Here is a 17,747-nt window from a genome sequence, read left to right on the forward strand (position 1 = left end):
CCAGGCCGGTGGCCTGGACTTTCTTCGTGTCCGGGCTCAAGGGGGGCGCTTTAGTGTCGATTTCGACCCTTGTCCGGTGCTTACCTGTCGCACCGCACAAGCGGTAGCGAAATCCGGCGCGCGGGCCCTGTGTTGGCCGCCGAGGTTGGCGGCTGGTCAAGCGGCGCCTCAATTCCGGCGAGCCCTGCCTTGAATCGAGCAGCAGGGAATCCGCGCTCCTCCGGCTCACTTGCGGCTGAGCGCTGTCCTTGCTGTCTCAATCGAACGGCTATCGCTGGAGCGGCTTCGGTGGTGCGTATCGTCGCGCGAGCAACTCGGAGTTGCTCAGATTGACAGCTTCCGGACCTGCGAGAACAGCACTCGTGACCCCGTCGCTGCCAGTCTGGTTTGGACAGTGGCTCTGACCTGTGATTTTACAACGCATGCACGTCAGAACCGTTGTAAGTAAGGAAGCTTGATGCACCTCAGTGCGGTACGGTGCAGTTGGGTGCGCACCCGTGCTCCAGGTTAACCGGTGTGAAAAGGGCTCTGGGCAGCCACTTGACAGGCCGAGAGCGGGTTGACCGGCTCATCGAACGACAGCTGGCCCAGTAGACCAGCCCGAACTCGTTCTTCCAGGCAGCTACACATTCTCGCCTCGACGACCAGATCGCAAGGAACTCACGACGGGGTGCGGCCGTCGCCGGCCGCACCCGTGCCGGCGTCCACTCCTGTCGTTCTCTGCTGCCTGTTCGGCAGGCTTAGTCAGGGTGGGTAGACGACCGGGGCACTCACCCGGCCCTCGACCCATCGTGGGGCCACGCGCGCACCGCTGATCGTGCCCACACGAACAACTCCTCGCCGCTGAGAAACTCATGTTCGGGCGTCACGAGATTCTCGGCCTTGCGCAGATCGCACCGGCCGACCGCTGGTGACGTGCGGCGACCTCCGCCAGAGTGTTGTCTTCCCGCGGTTCGTCAAGCAACATGTCCTGCTCGGCGGTTTCACTTCTGCTCCTGTCGCACCCGCCCCACATCCCCTCCCTGTGCCCAAACGCAGAAGGATAGTCAGCAGCACCGACAGTTTCATCGTGACAGCTTGCACGCGGTGAGCCAGTTCGTAGGTGACGAGTTCGGCGTCGTCAGGTGGGCCAAAGTACGAGGCGTGGGCGCAGCGTCGAGGGCCTAGTCGAAGACCTGGTCACTTGGTCAACGCGCATCCCGGCAGGGCGAGGTCCAGCCGGGAGTCGGCGCTCAGGCAGGCCGCGATCCCATCGACCTGCTGGCCGTAGGAGCGACCCTGCACCGAGGTCGTGCTTCCATCCGCCCCGACCTCGCACGGGTTGTTGTCGCTGCACGCCTCCCCGCCGTCGTTGTGCGTGTTGTGCACCCCGACCACGGTGGAGCCGTCAGCCGACAGGAGTGCCGAACCCGACATGCCGTGGAACGGCCGGCACTGCGGGCTGGTGGCGTAGCGAATGGAGTTCTCGAACTGATAGCCGCCTTCCTTCAGGTGCGGCACCACGGTCTCGGCGGTACAGCCCAGACGGCTGCTGGTGTAGGCCAGGGTCAACGGGTCGCCGGCCCGTACGGGCGTGGAGGCGAGTTGGAAGACTTTGGCGCCCTTCGCTGCCAGCTGCGCGTAAGTCCGGTCCAACCGGTAGAGCGCGATGTCGGTGCCGGTCATGGTCGCGTACACCAGACGATCCGCACGGGCAGAGACAAGCGGGTAGCCCTGAGCGTCGGCGACCGACACAGCACGGTCGGCGGGCTGATCCACGAGCGCGGCGCCCGGCGCGGGACGGTCTCCCTGCACGCAATGCCCATTGGTGAGCAGCAGCGCGGGATCGTTCGGACGAGAGGCGGCAGTGCGGACCACCGAGCCCGAACAGCCGGCGAGATCCACCGCGCCTTCCACGTTCGGGATCACGTCATCGGCGGGCACGGTAGCGCCGCTGATGATGCCGTTGATCCAGTCAGCGTGCTTGGTGACGTCGGTGTACAGCACCGGCTCCCCGTCGGAACTGGGGCCGCTGACCACGCCGGCCAACGCCCAGCCGCCACCCTGGCGGATCAGCGCGGGCCCGCCCGAGTCCATGTTCCGCGCACCGACGGCGCCATCGAGACTGCCGATGCACAACTCGCCTGGAGAGGCGACCGTGCACTTCGAGGCCGGCTGCACCTCGGTGTCGGCTTCGCGCAGCTTGTTCGGGTAGCACTCCGGTTTGTCTTCGTCGCAAGTCATGCCCCAGCCCAGGATACGAGTCGGGGTACCGTCCGCGGGCGTGCTGGATGCGATCGGCACGGGCCGCGCGTGTACGGGCGCGCGCAGGTGCATCAACGCGAGGTCCTTGCCCCAGAAGCCGCCTTCGTCATGACTGGTCGCGAGCCGGTAGTAGTGGTCCACCTCGGCGACCTTGCCCCCGGCGGTGGTGCCGAGCGATCCGATCCGGACTTTCCAGCCTTGGGGAATGCCGTTCTTCGCATTGGTCGGGTTCTTGCCCGCGCAATGACTGGCGGTCAGTACCCATTGCGGCGCAAGGAGTTCCACACCGCAACCGTGTCCGTCAGCGCGCGGCGGCCTGGGGTGGGACGGCTGGAACGAGCCCATGAACGAGTACGCCTTGGCGGACTTGGTGCCGCCCACGATGGCTTGCGCGTTGTAGGTGGTCAGGAAGGTCGCGGCCAGCGCGACCACCGCGCCGGCCGAGACAAGGAGGGAACGACTTCGCATGCACCTCAGCCTGTTCGGTGGATGTCCGCGCAGCGCTAGCGCTGTGTCATCGTTCTGTCACAAGATTCACTAAGAGCGCATGCGAGGTGCCGGCGGACGGCATGGGGACGTCTCTGTTGCGATGACCACAGATCGACGAATCAGGTAGGCGACTGCTCTGCGCGCTTACCGGTTGTGGTGCCCGCGGCGTCGTTGTTGCAGCGTGGGCTAGTACTCCAGTCGTAGTTCGTGATGGTCATGGTTCGTGGGTCGATTGTCGCTGGTAGTGGCCTTGCTGTGCTCGGTATTGGTGGCGTCTGCGCCAACTTGAGCAGCGGATCCGGTGCGCGGCATCGAGAACGGGTCGGCTGATGAGTGTGGTGAACAGGTGGTGGGTTGCCGCCGGACTCGTGCTGGATGATGGCCGCCAGGTCGGCCGGATCGATCGAGCTGATGTCGACGCCGTATTCGCGCAGGATGCGCAGTGCCTCGGTGATCCAGTCGCGGACTTCTCCGGTGGGCGGCGGGCCGCTCGGCCCCGATTCACCGCCACCGCCACCGCCATCTGCGCTACCGCCGGAGGCGCCGTCACCACCACCGGAGGTACCACTGCCGGACGACTGACTGTTGTGTCCTTTGTGGATCTGCGCGTTGTTGCCCCCATGGGGCGCTTCCGGGTGCGCCGGCCGCGGCTTTGCGCAGCGCGGCGGCCGCCGTGTCGAGCTCGGCCGCCGCTGCGTCGGTCACGCTGTTCTATGGCCGGTTCCTGCAGCTGATGACCTGGGATCCCCAGGTGCGAATCTGCCGCCTGAACATCGCCGAGGCCGAGCGGCTGCCCGGCAGCTCCACGGCGTATTTCGACGCCGTGTTCGCTACGACCTACGCTCGGCTGGCCGGCTACCTGACCGAACACTTCGACACCGCTCGCGCGGACACGCTCGCGCAGGACCTGCTTGGCCGCACCGTGCTTCCCCGGCTGATCCGCACCCTGCTCACCGCCGACGCCGTCGACCTGGCCGCCATCCGCGAGGTGGTCTCGGCCGCGCTCCCGTCCTGAGCTGCGCCTACCGTCAGTCGTGCTCCTACGGGGCCGACCGACGATCGAGCGAACGCCTCGATTCCGCACGATCAACACCTGCCGACGTCATCCGGCCGTGCCCTCGAGGTGTGCCTTGATCAGTTCCAGGCCGGGCTGGATGCGTACCGGGTCCTCGACCGGGTGCGGGCCGGGCGGCTCGGTGTCCGGGACCAGTCGTTCGAACAGGCGGCAGAACAGGGTCGTTCCGTCTCCGAGGTCGAACGTGGTGAAGGTGGCGATCGCGTGCATCGCCGGGGCCAGGGAGCCGTCGTCGAGCACGTCCCGGCCGACCACCGTCCACAGCTTTCCGGGGACCCGCGCCACCACGGTGTAGAGCTTCGGCTTCTCGTTCAGCTCCGGCCGGATGGTCTCGAGCAGTACGTCGCCCATCTCGGCGGGAACGCCTTCGGTGCCGCGTCGCACCTCGGTGCCGAGGGCCATCGGCAGCCATTTCGGCAGGTTCGACCAGGTGGTCACCCAGTCGTACACGGCCTGTGCCGGGCGGTTGATGACGATGCGGTTTTCGACGAACCGGATGTTCAGATTGTCCGGGATTTGGGGTACATACAGTTCCACTGGCATGACTTTCTCCTTTGCTGATCAGGTGCGAGGTCACCGGGAGGGTGCGTGTTGTCCGGTCATGAGCGCGGCGAGGTCGTCCGGTTCCAGGAACGACGGTGGCGGGGGCGGGCCCCAGCTGAACAGGCCTTGGGCGCCCTCGAAGACTTCAGGGGTCCAGATCTCGTCTTCGGGGATGCAGTCCATGTCGGCGTAGTACTCGCTGAAATTGCCCGCCGGATCCTTGAGGTACCAGAAGAAGTTGGATCCCGCGTGGTGCCTGCCGAGGCCCCAGACATGTCGCTCGGGGTTGCCTGTCAGCATCGCCGCCGCGCCTCGTCCGACGTCGTCGATGTCGTCGACCTGCCAGGACGTGTGATGCAGGAAGTTCACCGGTGCCGCGAGCGCCAGCACGTTGTGGTGATCGACCGAGCAGCGCATGAAGGCGCCCTTGTTCCCGATGTAGTCGCTGACCTTGAAACCGAGTCCCTCGGTGAAGAACCCCATGGTGGCTTCGAGATCGGTCGTGCCCACCACGCAGTGGCCGAGTTTCTTGGACCGGACCGGGTCCTCGCGCAGCACTCCGGGCGCGCGGCCGAATCGCTCGATGCGGCCGGGCCCGTTGTAGGGGGTGGCCGGGACGGGCCGCTGCAGGATTCTCGGCGCGATTTCGACGCGGACGGTGAACCCGGCGACCGGCTCGATCGCGGTGACCGCGGTGCCGTCCGTGCCGGCTGCCACGCCGAGGCGATCCAGCCGTGACGCTGTCCGTGCGATGTCGTCGGCATCGTCGACCCCCACCCCGAGTTGGAGCAATCGTCGTGATGCGGCGTGCCGGACCCGTAGCTGCTCGCCGCCTTCGCGAGTACTGAAGGCCCCGTCGCCGAGGTGGGTGAGCCCGAACTCGGAGTAGTAGGCGATGGTTTCCGCGACGTTCGGGACACCCATGGTGACCTGGGTGAGGCGGTGCATGCCCATGTCAGTCCTCCTGTGCGGTGACGAATGTCTGGCGCATCTCACCGATGCCTTCGATCCAGCTGACGAGGTGTTCGCCTGCTCGCAGGAACCGCTTCGGCGTGCGGCCCATGCCCACGCCCGCCGGGGTCCCGGTGAAGACGAGATCGCCCGGATACAGGGTGATGGTCCGCGACAGCGCGGATACCAGCCTGGCGACCGGGTAGATCAGTTCGCGGGTGCGCCCGTCCTGCACGGTCTCGCCGTCGACCGCGCAGCCGAGCGCCAGGTCGTCCCGGTTCGCCAGCTCGTCCGGCGTGACCAGCCACGGCCCGACCGGCGCGAAGTTCGGGAAGGATTTACCCAGGCTGAACTGCGGGGCGGGGCCGGCCAGTTGCGTGACGCGCTCGGAGAGGTCCTGTCCGATCGTCACCCCGGCGACGTGGCCCCACGCGTCGGATTCCGCGACGCGGGTGGCGGTCCGTCCGATGACGGCGACGAGTTCCACCTCCCAGTCCACGTCGCCACCGGCCGGTAGCACGACCTCCGCGTCGGGGCCGGTCAGCGCGGAGACGAACTTGGTGAACGTCGGGGGAAGTCCTTCCGGTGCCTTGAAACCGGACTCGGCGGCGTGGGCGTCGTAGTTCAGGCCGATCGCGACGATCTGCCGCGGGGCAGGGGAAGGAGAACCCAGCTGCGCGCGGGTGAAGACGACGCCGGGTTCGGCGGGCGGCTGTCGCGCCCAGGCCCGGAACCCGTCCCAGTTCTCGTAAACGGACACGAGACCGGGGCCGAACTTGCCGCCCGACGCGGTTTCGACGTCGATTCCGGTGTCGTCGGCGGTCAGCAGGACCGCGCGTCCGTCCACATTGGCCAGTTTCATGACTGCACCTTTCGGGATCCGGCCGTGCACGACTCCTCGTGCGGCTGAAGGGGCTGCGAGCTAAATTCGAAACTAGACCCAAACTTTCGAAAGTTCAACCAAGATTCGTAAAGTGCTAGACTGGGGGCATGACCAAGAGCGGCGGAGCGACCCGCACCGACGGCATCCACCAGGCGTTGCGCGCCGACATCCTCGCCGGTCGGCTGGTTCCGGGCGACCGGCTCAAGTTCCCGGACCTGGCCGACCGCTACCAAGTGAGCGTCGGTGCCACCCGCGAGGCGCTGACGAGGCTGGTCGCCGAAGGGCTGGTGGTGGCCAGGCCGCGTCAGGGTTACCTGGTCCGGCCGCTGTCCCATCAGGATCTGGCCGAACTGACACAGGCGCGGGCGGAGATCGAGTCCCTGGTACTGGGGCTGTCGGTGCGCGAAGGCGACACCCGCTGGGAGGCCGATGCCGTTGCCGCGCACCACTTTCTGGAACGCGCGCCGTATCGCGACCCGGCCGATCCGGACCACCTGTCCGACGAGTGGTCGCAGGCACACGCGGCCTTCCACCACGCGCTGCTGGCCGGCTGCCGCAACCAGCGGCTGCTCGACGCGGCACGGTCGTTGCGGCAGGAGGCCGAGCTGTACCGGCAGTGGTCGGTGTCCCTCGGCAACGAACCCGGCCGCGACGTCGCCGCCGAGCATCGAGCACTGCTCGACGCCGTTCTCGCGCACGACGCCGACCACGCGCAGGAACTGCTGCGTGACCACATCGCGCACACCGCCCGGCTGTTGATCAGCTGTGCGCCCGATCAGCCCAACCAGGTCGGGGGAGAATCGGCCTCGCGGTCCTCGGTGACGAACACTTCGTGAATCACCTCATGCGCACCGCAATAGGGCGCCGTCCATCCGGTTGGAAGGGTGCCGCACACCCGGCCACCACACGTCCTGTCATTGCCTGTCCCGGTTGCCGACGCTGGTCGGTATGACAGGCGATATCGATGTGACAGGCATATGGGTCACCGCGGACGGGCATATCCAGCAGGAGTCCGGTGGTTAACGCCGCCGGCGTTTCCGCATCTTGAAGGCCACCACGCCCACCACGGCGAGGACAGCCACGGTCACCCACACCACGGTGGGCACACCGAACAACAGGCCAGTGGCACTCAGCAGGGATCCGATCAACATGAGCGGTGCTCCTTCGATGGTCACTATCGCGACGGCATAACCGTTGATGACGACGCTACGAACACCACCCCGGGTGTGTCGTCGGTTCGCGGTAGGAACCGCGGTGGAGATTTCCCAGGTAGATCTCCACCCGATCTCCACCTCCAGCACCAGGACACCCTGCCCGGAAACCGGCTAGCGTCACCGCCGATCGCTTCAGTGACCGCACGGGATCAGGGAGGGTGTGATGGCGGGCATGCATGCCGCATCGGCGCCGGCAGTGCGCCAGGACGGGGACCGATGACCGACGTCCTGATCGCGGGCGCCGGACCCACCGGGCTCACGCTGGCCATCGAGCTGGCCCGCCGGGGCGTCGACGTGCGCATCGTCGACCGAGCCGGCGAGCACTTCCCCGGTTCGCGCGGCAAGGGGCTCACCGCACGCACCCAGGAGGTGCTGGACGACCTCGGTGTCGCCGACGAGGTGCTGCACCACGGGTTCCGGCACCTGCCACACAGGCGGTACCTCGACGGCGACCTGGTTGCCGAGACCGACCCGCACGCCCAGCGGGCACCCACACCGGATCGGCCCTACGACGGCGGGCTGCTGATCCCGCAGTGGCGGATCGAGCGGACCCTGCGCGCGCGGCTCGCCGAGGACGGCGTGCGGGTGGAACTGGCCGCAGGCCTCGCCGAGTTCAGCCAGTCCGCGAACGGTGTGCATGCCGTGCTGGATACCGGCGAGCGGGTGGCTGCGCGCTACCTGGTCGGCTGCGACGGCGGCCGCAGCACCGTGCGCAAGGCACTCGGCGTGCGCTTCGAGGGCGAGAACAAGGAGCAGGCCATGCTGCTCGGGGACGTCGAACTCAGCGGGATCGAACCGGACGCCTGGTACCAGTGGACCGTCCGCCGGCGCGGGTTCCTGGCCCTGTGCCCGTTCCGCCACGAGCGGTCCTGGCAACTGCAGGCCGTACCGTTCAGCGACTTCGGCGCGGAGGGCAGTCTCCCCGAACCCTCGCTGCCGTACTTCCGGCGGATCGTGGACGATCTCGCCGGCGAGCACGGCATCCGGCTCTCAAAGGCAACCTGGCTGTCCACGTACCGGGTGAACGTGCGGATGGCCGACCAGTTCAGGGTGGGCCGGGTGTTGCTGGCCGGCGACGCGGCGCACGTGCATCCGCCGGCCGGCGGCCTCGGCATGAACACCGGCATCCAGGACGCGTACAACCTCGGCTGGAAGCTCGCCATGGTGTGTTCCGGCGCGCGGCAGACGCTGCTGGACAGCTACCAGGAGGAGCGGCTCCCGGTCGCCGCGTGGACGCTCGGCGTGAGTGCCGAGGGGCTGCGCAGGATCGCGGAGCGGTTCGTCAACGGTGGCAGCACGGACATCGCGGACGGCGCGCCTCCGGACGGCCAGCAGCTCGGGCTCGGCTACCCGGCCAGCTCGCTATCCGTCGACGGCGACGCAGGGAATGGACCGCGAGCCGGTGATCGTGCGCCCGACGCGCCCTGCGTGGACAGTTCCGGCACGCCACGGCGGCTGTTCGACGCTTTCCGCGGCCCGCATTTCACCCTGCTCGGCTTCGGCGCGTCCTGCGCCGGTCCACTGCAGGACGTCGGTACCGTCCACAGTGGACTAATCAAGCCGGTGTCGGTCGGCGCGCCGGGCAGCGGTGCCGATCTGGTGGACGTCGAAGGGCACGCGCGGACCGCGTACGGCGTCACCGGGGACACCCTCGTCCTGGTGCGGCCTGATGGCTACCTCGCGCTGCGCGCACCCGGCGCGAGCAGGACTGCCGTGCGGGACTACCTGGACCGGGTCGGCGTCAGCCGGAGCGCTTGACCGCCGAGGCGTCGATTGACACGGGCTGACATGGTAGAGCTGCGGACTTTTGATCCGTAGGTTCTGGGTTCGAGCCTCAGGCGGCCCACAACGTCAACATCCCCGCTGACCTGCGGGGATGTTGTCTTTTCTGGGGTCTGTCCGCCTCGGCGTCGACCGCGATTGGGCTCCGTTTGCGCTGCTGTGCCGAAGTTCGTGTCCAGCTAGCTGCACCGGGGCCTACGGCACGCTGGTGCCCCTCGCCTGTGAGTGGTCCAGTGTGCCATGAAAGTGATGACCGAAGATGCGCGGGCTGGCGGCCGTGAGCGCATCGTCGAGCGCCCCAGAGTTCCGGGCGTGCAGCATCGCGCCCTGGGTGCTCCGCAGCGCAGGCGCCAACGCATCGAAGGCCGAATCTTCGGTGTGCCAAGCTCCCCGGCTCACCACCGCGGGCACCTCCGGCCGGCTGGCACTCAGCGGCCCCGGTCAACCCGCGTGGCTCGCGCACGAGCACCAGACCCGTAACGACCTCATTGCCAACCTCGCCAGGGCGCGACGGATCGCCTTGACGTGAGTCGGTCCTGGACTGTGTCGCGTGCGCATCAACAGGTCTACCGCATCGAGGCGGGTCGGAGCCTTGGCGCAGAGCAGGCTTCGCTGATCAGCGGCTGATATGGGCTGGTGCCTTTCCTGGAGTGACGGCCTCTCGCCCATGTCGAGAGGAGCCGGTGACGGCCCAGGCCGCCTCGATCATGCGGAAGATCTCGTCCACCGCGGCATCCGGATCGGCCGCCTCGCGGGCCGGCGAATGGGCGTCGATCACGAACCGCGCGATGGTCCGGCAGGCCGTGGGAGCCGGCGACAGGCCCAGATCGGCGGCGATGGCCGTTGCCAACGACTCGGCGTGGCGCAGCCTCATCGACGCCTCGTACTCCCGCAGGTCGGATGGCCCGTCGATCATGCGCCAGATCGGAGCGGCGCCCTCCGCCGCGCAATGTCGCACCATGGCCCTCATCTCGCGGCGCAGCGCAGGGATGAGCGGCTCGCCCGGCGCCCGGCCGGCGACCGCCTGCGTGAGGCGATGCTCGAAGTCCCGGTCCTGCTCGAGCACCAGGGCTTCTTTCGAGGCGAAGTGGGAGAAGAGCGTGGTGACCGCCACGTCGGCCTCGGCGGCCACATCACGGATACCCACCGCGTCGTACCCGCGTTCCAGGAACAGCCCTAGGGCGGTGTCAGCGATCTTTTGGCGGGTCGCGGCCTTCTTGCGCTCACGACGTCCTGGCGGCACGGTCACTCGCCGATGCTATCAGCTACAAAAGAGTAGCTGTTTCAAAACACTAACCGTTAGTGTTACGGTCGGCCGCATGAAGAACGAAGGGAACGAACGATGCACACGGTGATCGTCGGGGCAGGTTTGGTCGGACTGACCACCGCGGCCTCGCTGCGGCTGATCGGACACGAAGTCACCGTGCTGGAACACGCGCCGGAGGTGCGAGCCGCCGGGGCGGGCATCGGCCTGTGGCCCAACGCGCTGCGGGAGTTCGACACCCTCGGCATCGGGGACGACGTCCGCGGCCTGGGCGAGGCCGTCGACGCCTGGTGCTACGACCCGACAGGACGCCCGATCCGCGCGACCGGCTACGACACGGCCGCCTACCAGTTCCTGATGGTGCCGCGGCCGGAACTGAACAACCTGCTCGCCGACACCGTCGGCCGGGACCGGATCCGTCTGGGAGCACACGTCACCGGCTTCACCGAACACGACACCCAGGTGGAGGTGCACCTCGCTGACGCCGCGCCGTTGCGGGCGGACCTGCTGATCGGCGCGGACGGGGTGTACTCCGACGTGCGCGCCGCCCTGGTGCCCGGCAGCGCGGCGGTCGAGCACGTCGGCAACTACGCCTGGCGGGCGGTGCTGCCCGTCGGCCACGAGCGGCCGGAGGGCACGATGGTCACGATCGGCCCCGGGCGGACCCGAGGCGGGTACACCCGGGTCTCCCACGACCGGACCATGTGGTGGGTCGGCCAGTTCGACGCGGGCGAACTCGTTGGCAGCAAACGGGAACGGGCGCTGTGGCGGGCCCGCAACGTGGCCGAGTCCGGCTGGCACGAAGAGCTGCTGGAGATGATCGCCGCCACCCCGGAGCAGTCGATCCTGGAGAACCAGATCATGCGCGTCCCCGAGCTGTCGCACTGGACCACGGCCCGGGTCGCGCTGATCGGCGACGCCGCGCACGGCCTGTCCCCGCACATCGCGGCGGGCGGCACTCTCGGTATCGAGGACGCCGGAGTGCTGCGCGCCGAACTCGCCGACGAGTCCGACATCGCCAAGGCCCTCGCCCGCTACGAAAGCGCCCGTCGTTCCCGGTTCGAGAAGGTGCGCGAGCACTCCGAAGCGGTCGAAAACGCCAACGGCGCCGCCGAGTCCGCCGAACGCTACGCCGCCTTCGGCCACTGGATGCTCACCACGGCACCCGCCACCTGAATCGGCCGCGTGCCGTCAACCGCGGCAGTCAGCCAAGGGAAAACGCCTCGGTTACCTGGGCGTCACCCTCGACCCGGAACGCAACCGGTCCGCACACGGCGACACCGACCTCACCGCCACGGGATCGGCGATACGGACCCTGGTGATCGCCGCCAGGGAAGACCTCCAGATCGCCCAGGAGACCCGGTGCGCCGCCCCGGCGCGGCGCTGATGGGAACGGTGGTCCGCGCGGGCTCCGGTGCCGGCGTCGTGGTCGCCATCGGTGCTCGCACCCGGTTCGGCTCGATCGCGGCCGGACTGGACACCCACCCGCTCGATGTCCGTCATCTCCCGCGGCACCTCGGGCGTATCGACTCTCATCACCAAGGGCGCACCGGAGGCCGTGCTGGAGCGCTGCGTGGGCGTGCCACCCGAGGCACGGGCCGCCCTGGACGCAGAAGTCGCCGCGGGCACCACGTATGGCAGGGCGTCGATCGCCGCCGCGGCGACGGCGAGTTCGGCGGGCGAGTACTTCCCCCAGGCCTGACGGGCGGCGGCCTCGTCGACCGCTCCGCCGACGCCGACCGTCGGCAAGCCGCTCGCCCGTGCGTGGCTCCCCAGGAGACGAAAGGAGTGAGCCATTTGTTGTAAGTAATCGGTTCCGGGAGGTGGGCGAAGTCGTTCGATGACTGATGAAGCAGGTATCCCGAAGGGCTTGATCCTTTTGTCGCACTACGGATTTCGGAGCTGTCGCGGATGCGTGATGGCCCTCGTCGACGCGGGTATCCGTATGTGACGGGACGGAAATCTGTGGAATTCCCCGAAGGTCGGGTAATTGATCTTTCGGCGCCGAATTCGGGGCTTGACACGGTGACATTCGCTGGGTAGACAAAGGTGTGTCAGTGGTCTCGACCATTGAACGGCTGGGCGGGAATGTGAAAATAAAGGGGGACTGGGGGAGCGAGTCTTTCTGACGGGATTCGTTTGCGGCCTTGGGTCGCTCTCTGGGGACTCCTTTGTTCGATCCTGCTGGATCGTTTTCTGTGTCTCATGGGTGTTTTCTCTATTCGTCATTCCTCTCGACAAGGAGCTGTCATGGGCAAAATCGCCGTCATCACCAACGATCTTCAGGGTGACGTGGTCTACCTGACCCCCGAACGCACAGCGGTGATGACCGACGCGCAGCCCCACTACATCGCCTTCCTCGACGAGATGCGGCGCCGCGGCCACACGGTCTACCACCTGCAGCTGATCAACCTGCCCGACGACCCGAACGCGAACCGCCGGGCGGACGGAACCCTGCCGCTGCAACGCGAAACCGAAGGTGCGGCGATTCTCCCCGCGTTCCTCGGTGAAGGCGACGTCGTCGTGGAGAAGAACAAGGACAGCGGTTTCTACGAGACGAAATTGCACGATCTGCTTCAGGCGGAGGGTGTCGAGACCGTCGTGGTCACCGGATTGCAGACCCAGATCTGTGTCCAGACCACCGCCGCCGACGCGTTCTTCCGTGGTTACAACGTCTGGGTGCCCGCCGAATGCGTCGTTTCCGACAAGACGGCGGATCGTGACCGTTCCCTCGCCTGGCTCGCCGGGTATTGCGCCACGGTCGCGAGCTCGAAAGAGATCTTGGAAACCCTCGACATCAAGGGTGAACTGCCCCGAATGGTCGTCAAGACCCTTCCTTGAGCACTGTCCGAAAGGGCTTCCGGCCCTCGCTCGAAGAAAGGAAGGTAGGACGCCCGATGGCAGACTCGGTGACCGGCCTCGACGAGGTCGTTCTGGACCACGGAAGCGGAGCCAAGCTCAGCGGTGAGTTGATCTCCTTCGTCGTCGAGACACTCGGCGAGGTGTACATCGGCGAGATGGAGGACAGCGCGATGCTGTCCCTTCCCGCCGGGCGGATCGCGATGACCACGGACTCGTTCGTGGCCGATCCGCCGTTCTTCGGCAACGGGGACATCGGCAAGATCTCGGTCTGTGGCACGGTGAACGACCTCGCCGTGGTCGGCGCGCGGCCGCTCTACCTGACACTCGGGATGATCCTGGAGACGGGGCTGCCGATGGCCCGGCTCCACCAGGTGTGCACGTCGATCCGGGAGACGGCGCTCGAGGCGGGCGTCCAGATCGTCTGCGGTGACACCAAAGTGGTCCGCAAGGGCGAGGTCGACCAGATCTACCTCAACACCGCCGGCATCGGCGTCTTCGAGCGCGCGCCGCTGCGGATGCGCGACGTCCGGCCCGGTGACCGGGTGATCCTCAGCGGACCGATCGGCAACCACACGGTGCACCTGCTGTCGATCCGCGAGGGCCTCGGCTTCGAGCAGCGGGTACTGAGCGATTGCGCGCCGCTCAACGGGCTCATGGACACGCTGCTGACGACGGTCGGCGAGGGCGCGGTGCATTCGGTCCGGGACGTCACCCGCGGCGGGCTGGCCGCCGTCCTGCACGAGTACGCCAGGGCGTCCGGGCACGCCGTCCGGTTCGAACAGGACCGGCTGCCCATTCAGTTCGAGACCGTGATGGCCGCGGACATGCTGGGAATCAACGCGATTCACGCCGCCAACGAAGGCTGTCTGTGCCTGTTCGTCGATCCGGCGGCGGAGCAGGAAGTCCTGGCCGTGCTCCGCTCGCACAAGTACGGCGCCGAGGCGACGACGATCGGCGAGGTGACCGGAGACGCGGATCCGATCGTGCTGAGGCGCGACGCGGACGGACGGGATTCCGTGGTCGAGGAACTTCAGGGTGCCGAGCTGCCGCGTCTGTGCTGATCAGTGAAGTGCTGAGCGGGGAGGTGACGAGATGCCGAGTAGTGATGTGAGTGTCCGGCGGAGTATTCGCGTGGCAGGGGTGGTCCAGGGCGTGGGGTACCGGCCCTTCGTCTACAAGCTCGCGTTGAACTGCGACCTGACCGGCTGGGTGCTCAACGACCCGGAGGGTGTGCTGATCGAGGTCACCGGCAGGCCGGAGGAGGTGCACCGCTTCACCGAAGGCCTCAGCACGCAGGCGCCGCCCCAGGCCAGGGTCACGGCGGTCCAGGTGAACGACCTGCCCGAGGCCGAGGCGCGCCCGGAGGGGTTCACCATCAGGGAAAGCAGGCACAGCGGCCTCCGGACCACGGTCGTGCCCGCCGACTCCTACGTCTGCGCAGACTGCCGCGCCGAGCTGCGTGATCCGGCCGACCGCCGCTACCGGTATCCGTTCATCAACTGCACCAACTGCGGCCCGCGGTACTCGATCATCCGCGAGCTGCCCTACGACCGGGCCGTCACCACGATGGCGGGCTTCACCATGTGCGGCCCGTGTGCCACCGAGTACGGGGACCCGCTGGACCGTCGCTATCACGCCCAGCCCAACGCCTGCCCCGACTGCGGTCCCCGGCTGTTGCTGGCCGGTACCGGTGGCGAGGCGGCTTCGGGGGAGGAAGCGCTCGCCGCGGCCACGGCGGCGCTCGCCGAGGGCGGCATCGTCGCGGTCAAGAGTGTCGGCGGATTCCATCTCGCGGTCAACGCCCGTGACGGCGAGGCGGTCGCCCGGCTGCGGACCCGCAAACGGCGTGATTCCAAGCCGTTCGCGGTGATGGCCCGCGATCTGGGCACCGTCGAAGAGTTCGCCGAGGTCCGTCTCGCCGAGGCCGAACTGCTGCTCTCGCCTGCCCGGCCGATCGTGTTGCTGCGCAAGCGATCCCCGGGGCTGCCGGAGCAGATCGCCCCGCGTAACCCCAATCTCGGCGTCATGCTCCCCTCCGCGCCGGTGCACCACCTTCTGCTCGACCACGCCGGACTGGACACCTTGGTCATGACCAGCGGCAACATTTCCGGCTACCCGATCGTGTACCGCAACGAAGACGCGCTGGCGCAGCTCTTCGCCGTCGCCGACCTGATCCTCTACAACGACCGCGACATCGAAGTCCGGGTCGACGACTCGATCGTCCGGTACTCCGAGCATCCCGAACTCGGCGAGCCACTGGTCGGTTTCATCCGCCGGTCCCGCGGCTACGCGCCGTATCCCGTGGAGGTCGGCACGCAACTGGCGCCGCTGGTGGCCTATGGCGCCGAGCTGAAGACGACCGTCGCGTTGAGCAGCGGCTCACGTGTCTACGTCAGCCAGCACATCGGCGACATCAAGAACGACGAGACCTTCAGCGCGCATCGGGAAGCCGTCCGTCATCTCGCCGATCTCCACGACCTGCATCCGCGGCACGCCGCGGTGGACCTGCATCCGCAGTTCCGCGCGACCCGGTTCGCCTTTCAGGAGCAGGGCGAAACCTTCGAGCAGGTCGTCCCGGTCCAGCACCATCACGCGCACATGGCCTCCTGTATGGCGGAGAACCGGCTCGACGGCGAGACCATCGGTGTCATCTTCGACGGCACCGGCTACGGCGACGACGGCACCATCTGGGGTGGCGAGTTCCTCGTCGGAGGCTATCGCGATGCACGTCGCGTCGCGCATCTGCGGACCGTGCCGCTTTTGGGCGGCGACAAGGCGGTCACCGAACCGATCAGGACGGGGTTCGCGCTGGCGCTGGACGCGTTCGGCGAGACTTCCGCCGCGGTCAACGCCTTTCCCGTGCTGGAGACCCTCGACGAGCAGGCGCGGCACGTCTTCGCGACCATGGCACAGCGTGGGATCAACGCTCCACCCGCGTCCAGTATGGGCCGGTTGTTCGACGGCGTCGCCGCGTTGCTCGCCATCACCACACACGCCGAATACGAGGCGCAGGGCCCGATCGAGCTGGAGGGTCTGCTCGAACGCGACTTCACCATGGCCGAGCAGGAACACCGGTACCGATTCGGCCTGAACGACCGGGAAATCGACCCTCGGCCGGTGATCAGGGCGCTCGCCGCGGACCGGGCGGCGGGGCTGGACTCCGCCACGTTGAGCCGTCGTTTCCACTCGGCCGTGGTCGACATGGTCGTCGACCGATGCCAGGCGCTCCGGGAGTCCGGAACGCACCGGGTGGTGCTCTCCGGCGGCGTCTTCTTGAACGAGTTCCTGGTGGTCAACTGCATGGTGGAGCTGCGGAAGGCGGGATTCGACCCGTACTGCCACCAGCAGGTGCCGACCAACGACGGCGGCATTTCGCTCGGTCAGATCGTGGTGGCCGACGCCAGGCTGGGAGACGACGCGCGATGAAGAAGTACCTGATCACCGGCGGGCGAGGGTATATCGGATCGGTCCTGACCAGGCGACTCTGCCGAACCGGGGCAGAGGTCGTGGTCGTCGACAACGGTCTGGTCGGCGGTCCGGAACTCGAACTGCCCGGGGTCACCTACATCGACGGCGACGTCCTCGACACGGGTGCCTGGGACAAGGCCCTCGACAGGGTGGACGCGGTGGTGCACCTGGCGGCGATCGTGGGCGATCCGGCCTGCGGCGTCGACACGGACACCGCCTGGGACGTCAACTATCTCGGCACCATCCGGGTCGCCGAGGCGTGCCGGCGGGCCGGGATCCGGTCGCTGGTCTTCGCTTCCACTTGCAGCAACTACGGATTCACGGCGGACACGGAAGTGGGCGTCCTGTCACCCATGGCGCCCCAGTCGGTCTATGCCGAATCCAAGGTGCTGTCCGAGCACTACCTGCTCTCCCTGCCCCGTGACGAGCTTTCTCCTCGTCTGCTGCGGTTCGCCACCATCCACGGCCTTTCCCCGCGGATGCGGTTCGACCTCGCCGTCAACATCATGACGGCGAACGCCGTGGAACACGGCCGGGTCACCGTGCACGGCGGGACCCAGTGGCGGCCCTTCCTGCACGTCGAGGACGCCGCCGCGGCGGTGCACCTGGTGCTCCAGGACGACCGGCCCGCCGCCCCGAGCATCTACAACTGCGGCTTCGGCGAAGAGAACTACCGCATGGACTCCATCGGCAAGCTGATCGCCGAGGAGATCGACGGCGTCCGCATGGAGATCCTCGAAGAGCACACCGATCCACGGAACTACCGGGTGAACTTCGATCCCATCCGGCGGGAACTGGGCTTCACCCCGAGCCGCCGGGTCGTCGACACCGCCCGGGAGATCCGGGACGCCATGCGCGAAGGGAAGTACTCGGACTTCGCCTCGCCTCGCTACAGCAACTACCTGACCGCGGTGGCCCAGCGCGTTGACCCGGTCTCGGCGTGAGTTTCCGTCTTCCACCCTCAGGAGCCCG

The 17,747-nt window shown here is 67.7% G+C and carries 15 protein-coding genes; 8 read left to right on the plus strand and 7 right to left on the minus strand.

Annotated features, from left to right (window positions below; genetic code table 11):
* Positions 1-1,179 precede the first annotated feature (1,179 nt).
* Positions 1,180-2,712, minus strand: coding sequence for a trypsin-like serine protease (locus BKN51_RS03335; protein WP_101606214.1), 1,533 nt, complete (start codon positions 2,710-2,712; stop codon positions 1,180-1,182).
* 694 nt (positions 2,713-3,406) lie between these two features.
* Here BKN51_RS03335 and BKN51_RS03345 point away from each other — a divergent pair.
* The gene (locus tag BKN51_RS03345; RefSeq protein WP_146044455.1) at positions 3,407-3,748 is read left to right on the plus strand and encodes a TetR/AcrR family transcriptional regulator C-terminal domain-containing protein; all 342 of its coding nucleotides are present in this window, start codon (positions 3,407-3,409) and stop codon (positions 3,746-3,748) included.
* Positions 3,749-3,835: 87 nt separating this feature from the next.
* On the opposite strand, the gene BKN51_RS03350 is transcribed toward BKN51_RS03345, so the two are convergent.
* Genes BKN51_RS03350 through BKN51_RS03360 form a run of 3 tightly spaced genes read right to left on the minus strand, consistent with a single transcriptional unit; the run spans position 3,836 to position 6,164 of the window.
* Positions 3,836-4,351 (minus strand): SRPBCC family protein, encoded by a 516-nt coding sequence (locus BKN51_RS03350; protein ID WP_101606217.1) that lies wholly within the window; start codon positions 4,349-4,351, stop codon positions 3,836-3,838.
* A gap of 30 nt (positions 4,352-4,381) precedes the next feature.
* The gene (locus BKN51_RS03355) at positions 4,382-5,305 is read right to left on the minus strand and encodes a VOC family protein (protein WP_101606218.1); all 924 of its coding nucleotides are present in this window, start codon (positions 5,303-5,305) and stop codon (positions 4,382-4,384) included.
* Between the two features lies 1 nt (position 5,306).
* Positions 5,307-6,164, minus strand: coding sequence for a fumarylacetoacetate hydrolase family protein (locus BKN51_RS03360; protein ID WP_101606219.1), 858 nt, complete (start codon positions 6,162-6,164; stop codon positions 5,307-5,309).
* A gap of 128 nt (positions 6,165-6,292) precedes the next feature.
* Between BKN51_RS03360 and BKN51_RS03365 the strand changes: the two genes are divergently transcribed.
* The gene (locus BKN51_RS03365; RefSeq protein ID WP_101606220.1) at positions 6,293-7,021 is read left to right on the plus strand and encodes a GntR family transcriptional regulator; all 729 of its coding nucleotides are present in this window, start codon (positions 6,293-6,295) and stop codon (positions 7,019-7,021) included.
* Positions 7,022-7,204: 183 nt separating this feature from the next.
* Here BKN51_RS03365 and BKN51_RS42955 read toward each other — a convergent pair whose 3' ends face one another.
* Positions 7,205-7,486: a hypothetical protein gene (locus BKN51_RS42955; protein ID WP_146044454.1), complete on the minus strand. Its 282-nt coding sequence runs from the start codon at positions 7,484-7,486 to the stop codon at positions 7,205-7,207.
* 129 nt (positions 7,487-7,615) lie between these two features.
* Between BKN51_RS42955 and BKN51_RS03370 the strand changes: the two genes are divergently transcribed.
* The gene (locus tag BKN51_RS03370; protein ID WP_101606221.1) at positions 7,616-9,157 is read left to right on the plus strand and encodes an FAD-dependent oxidoreductase; all 1,542 of its coding nucleotides are present in this window, start codon (positions 7,616-7,618) and stop codon (positions 9,155-9,157) included.
* A gap of 640 nt (positions 9,158-9,797) precedes the next feature.
* Here the strand turns inward: BKN51_RS03370 and BKN51_RS03385 are convergent.
* A complete protein-coding gene (locus BKN51_RS03385; protein ID WP_101606222.1) occupies positions 9,798-10,430 on the minus strand; it encodes a TetR/AcrR family transcriptional regulator in 633 nt (210 codons plus the stop codon).
* A 93-nt stretch (positions 10,431-10,523) separates the two neighbouring features.
* Here BKN51_RS03385 and BKN51_RS03390 point away from each other — a divergent pair, with 93 nt between their 5' ends.
* Positions 10,524-11,621: an FAD-dependent monooxygenase gene (locus BKN51_RS03390; RefSeq protein ID WP_101606223.1), complete on the plus strand. Its 1,098-nt coding sequence runs from the start codon at positions 10,524-10,526 to the stop codon at positions 11,619-11,621.
* Between the two features lie 51 nt (positions 11,622-11,672).
* Here BKN51_RS03390 and BKN51_RS03395 read toward each other — a convergent pair whose 3' ends face one another.
* Positions 11,673-12,242, minus strand: coding sequence for a hypothetical protein (locus BKN51_RS03395; protein ID WP_101606224.1), 570 nt, complete (start codon positions 12,240-12,242; stop codon positions 11,673-11,675).
* 453 nt (positions 12,243-12,695) lie between these two features.
* Here BKN51_RS03395 and BKN51_RS03400 point away from each other — a divergent pair, with 453 nt between their 5' ends.
* From BKN51_RS03400 to BKN51_RS03415, 4 genes are all read left to right on the plus strand, one after another.
* Positions 12,696-13,286, plus strand: coding sequence for a cysteine hydrolase (locus tag BKN51_RS03400; RefSeq protein ID WP_101606225.1), 591 nt, complete (start codon positions 12,696-12,698; stop codon positions 13,284-13,286).
* A gap of 56 nt (positions 13,287-13,342) precedes the next feature.
* Positions 13,343-14,368 carry a hydrogenase expression/formation protein HypE gene (gene hypE, locus BKN51_RS03405; RefSeq protein WP_174720388.1) on the plus strand — a complete coding sequence of 342 codons (1,026 nt, stop codon included), beginning with the start codon at positions 13,343-13,345 and terminating at the stop codon, positions 14,366-14,368.
* Between the two features lie 70 nt (positions 14,369-14,438).
* Positions 14,439-16,733, plus strand: coding sequence for a carbamoyltransferase HypF (hypF, locus tag BKN51_RS03410; protein ID WP_233224310.1), 2,295 nt, complete (start codon positions 14,439-14,441; stop codon positions 16,731-16,733).
* The gene (locus tag BKN51_RS03415; protein WP_101606227.1) at positions 16,730-17,719 is read left to right on the plus strand and encodes an NAD-dependent epimerase/dehydratase family protein; all 990 of its coding nucleotides are present in this window, start codon (positions 16,730-16,732) and stop codon (positions 17,717-17,719) included. Before hypF ends, BKN51_RS03415 begins: the two co-directional genes overlap by 4 nt.
* Positions 17,720-17,747: the final 28 nt, after the last annotated feature.

Source organism: Amycolatopsis sp. BJA-103 (assembly GCF_002849735.1).
In the GTDB taxonomy this organism is placed as follows: Bacteria; Actinomycetota; Actinomycetes; order Mycobacteriales; family Pseudonocardiaceae; genus Amycolatopsis.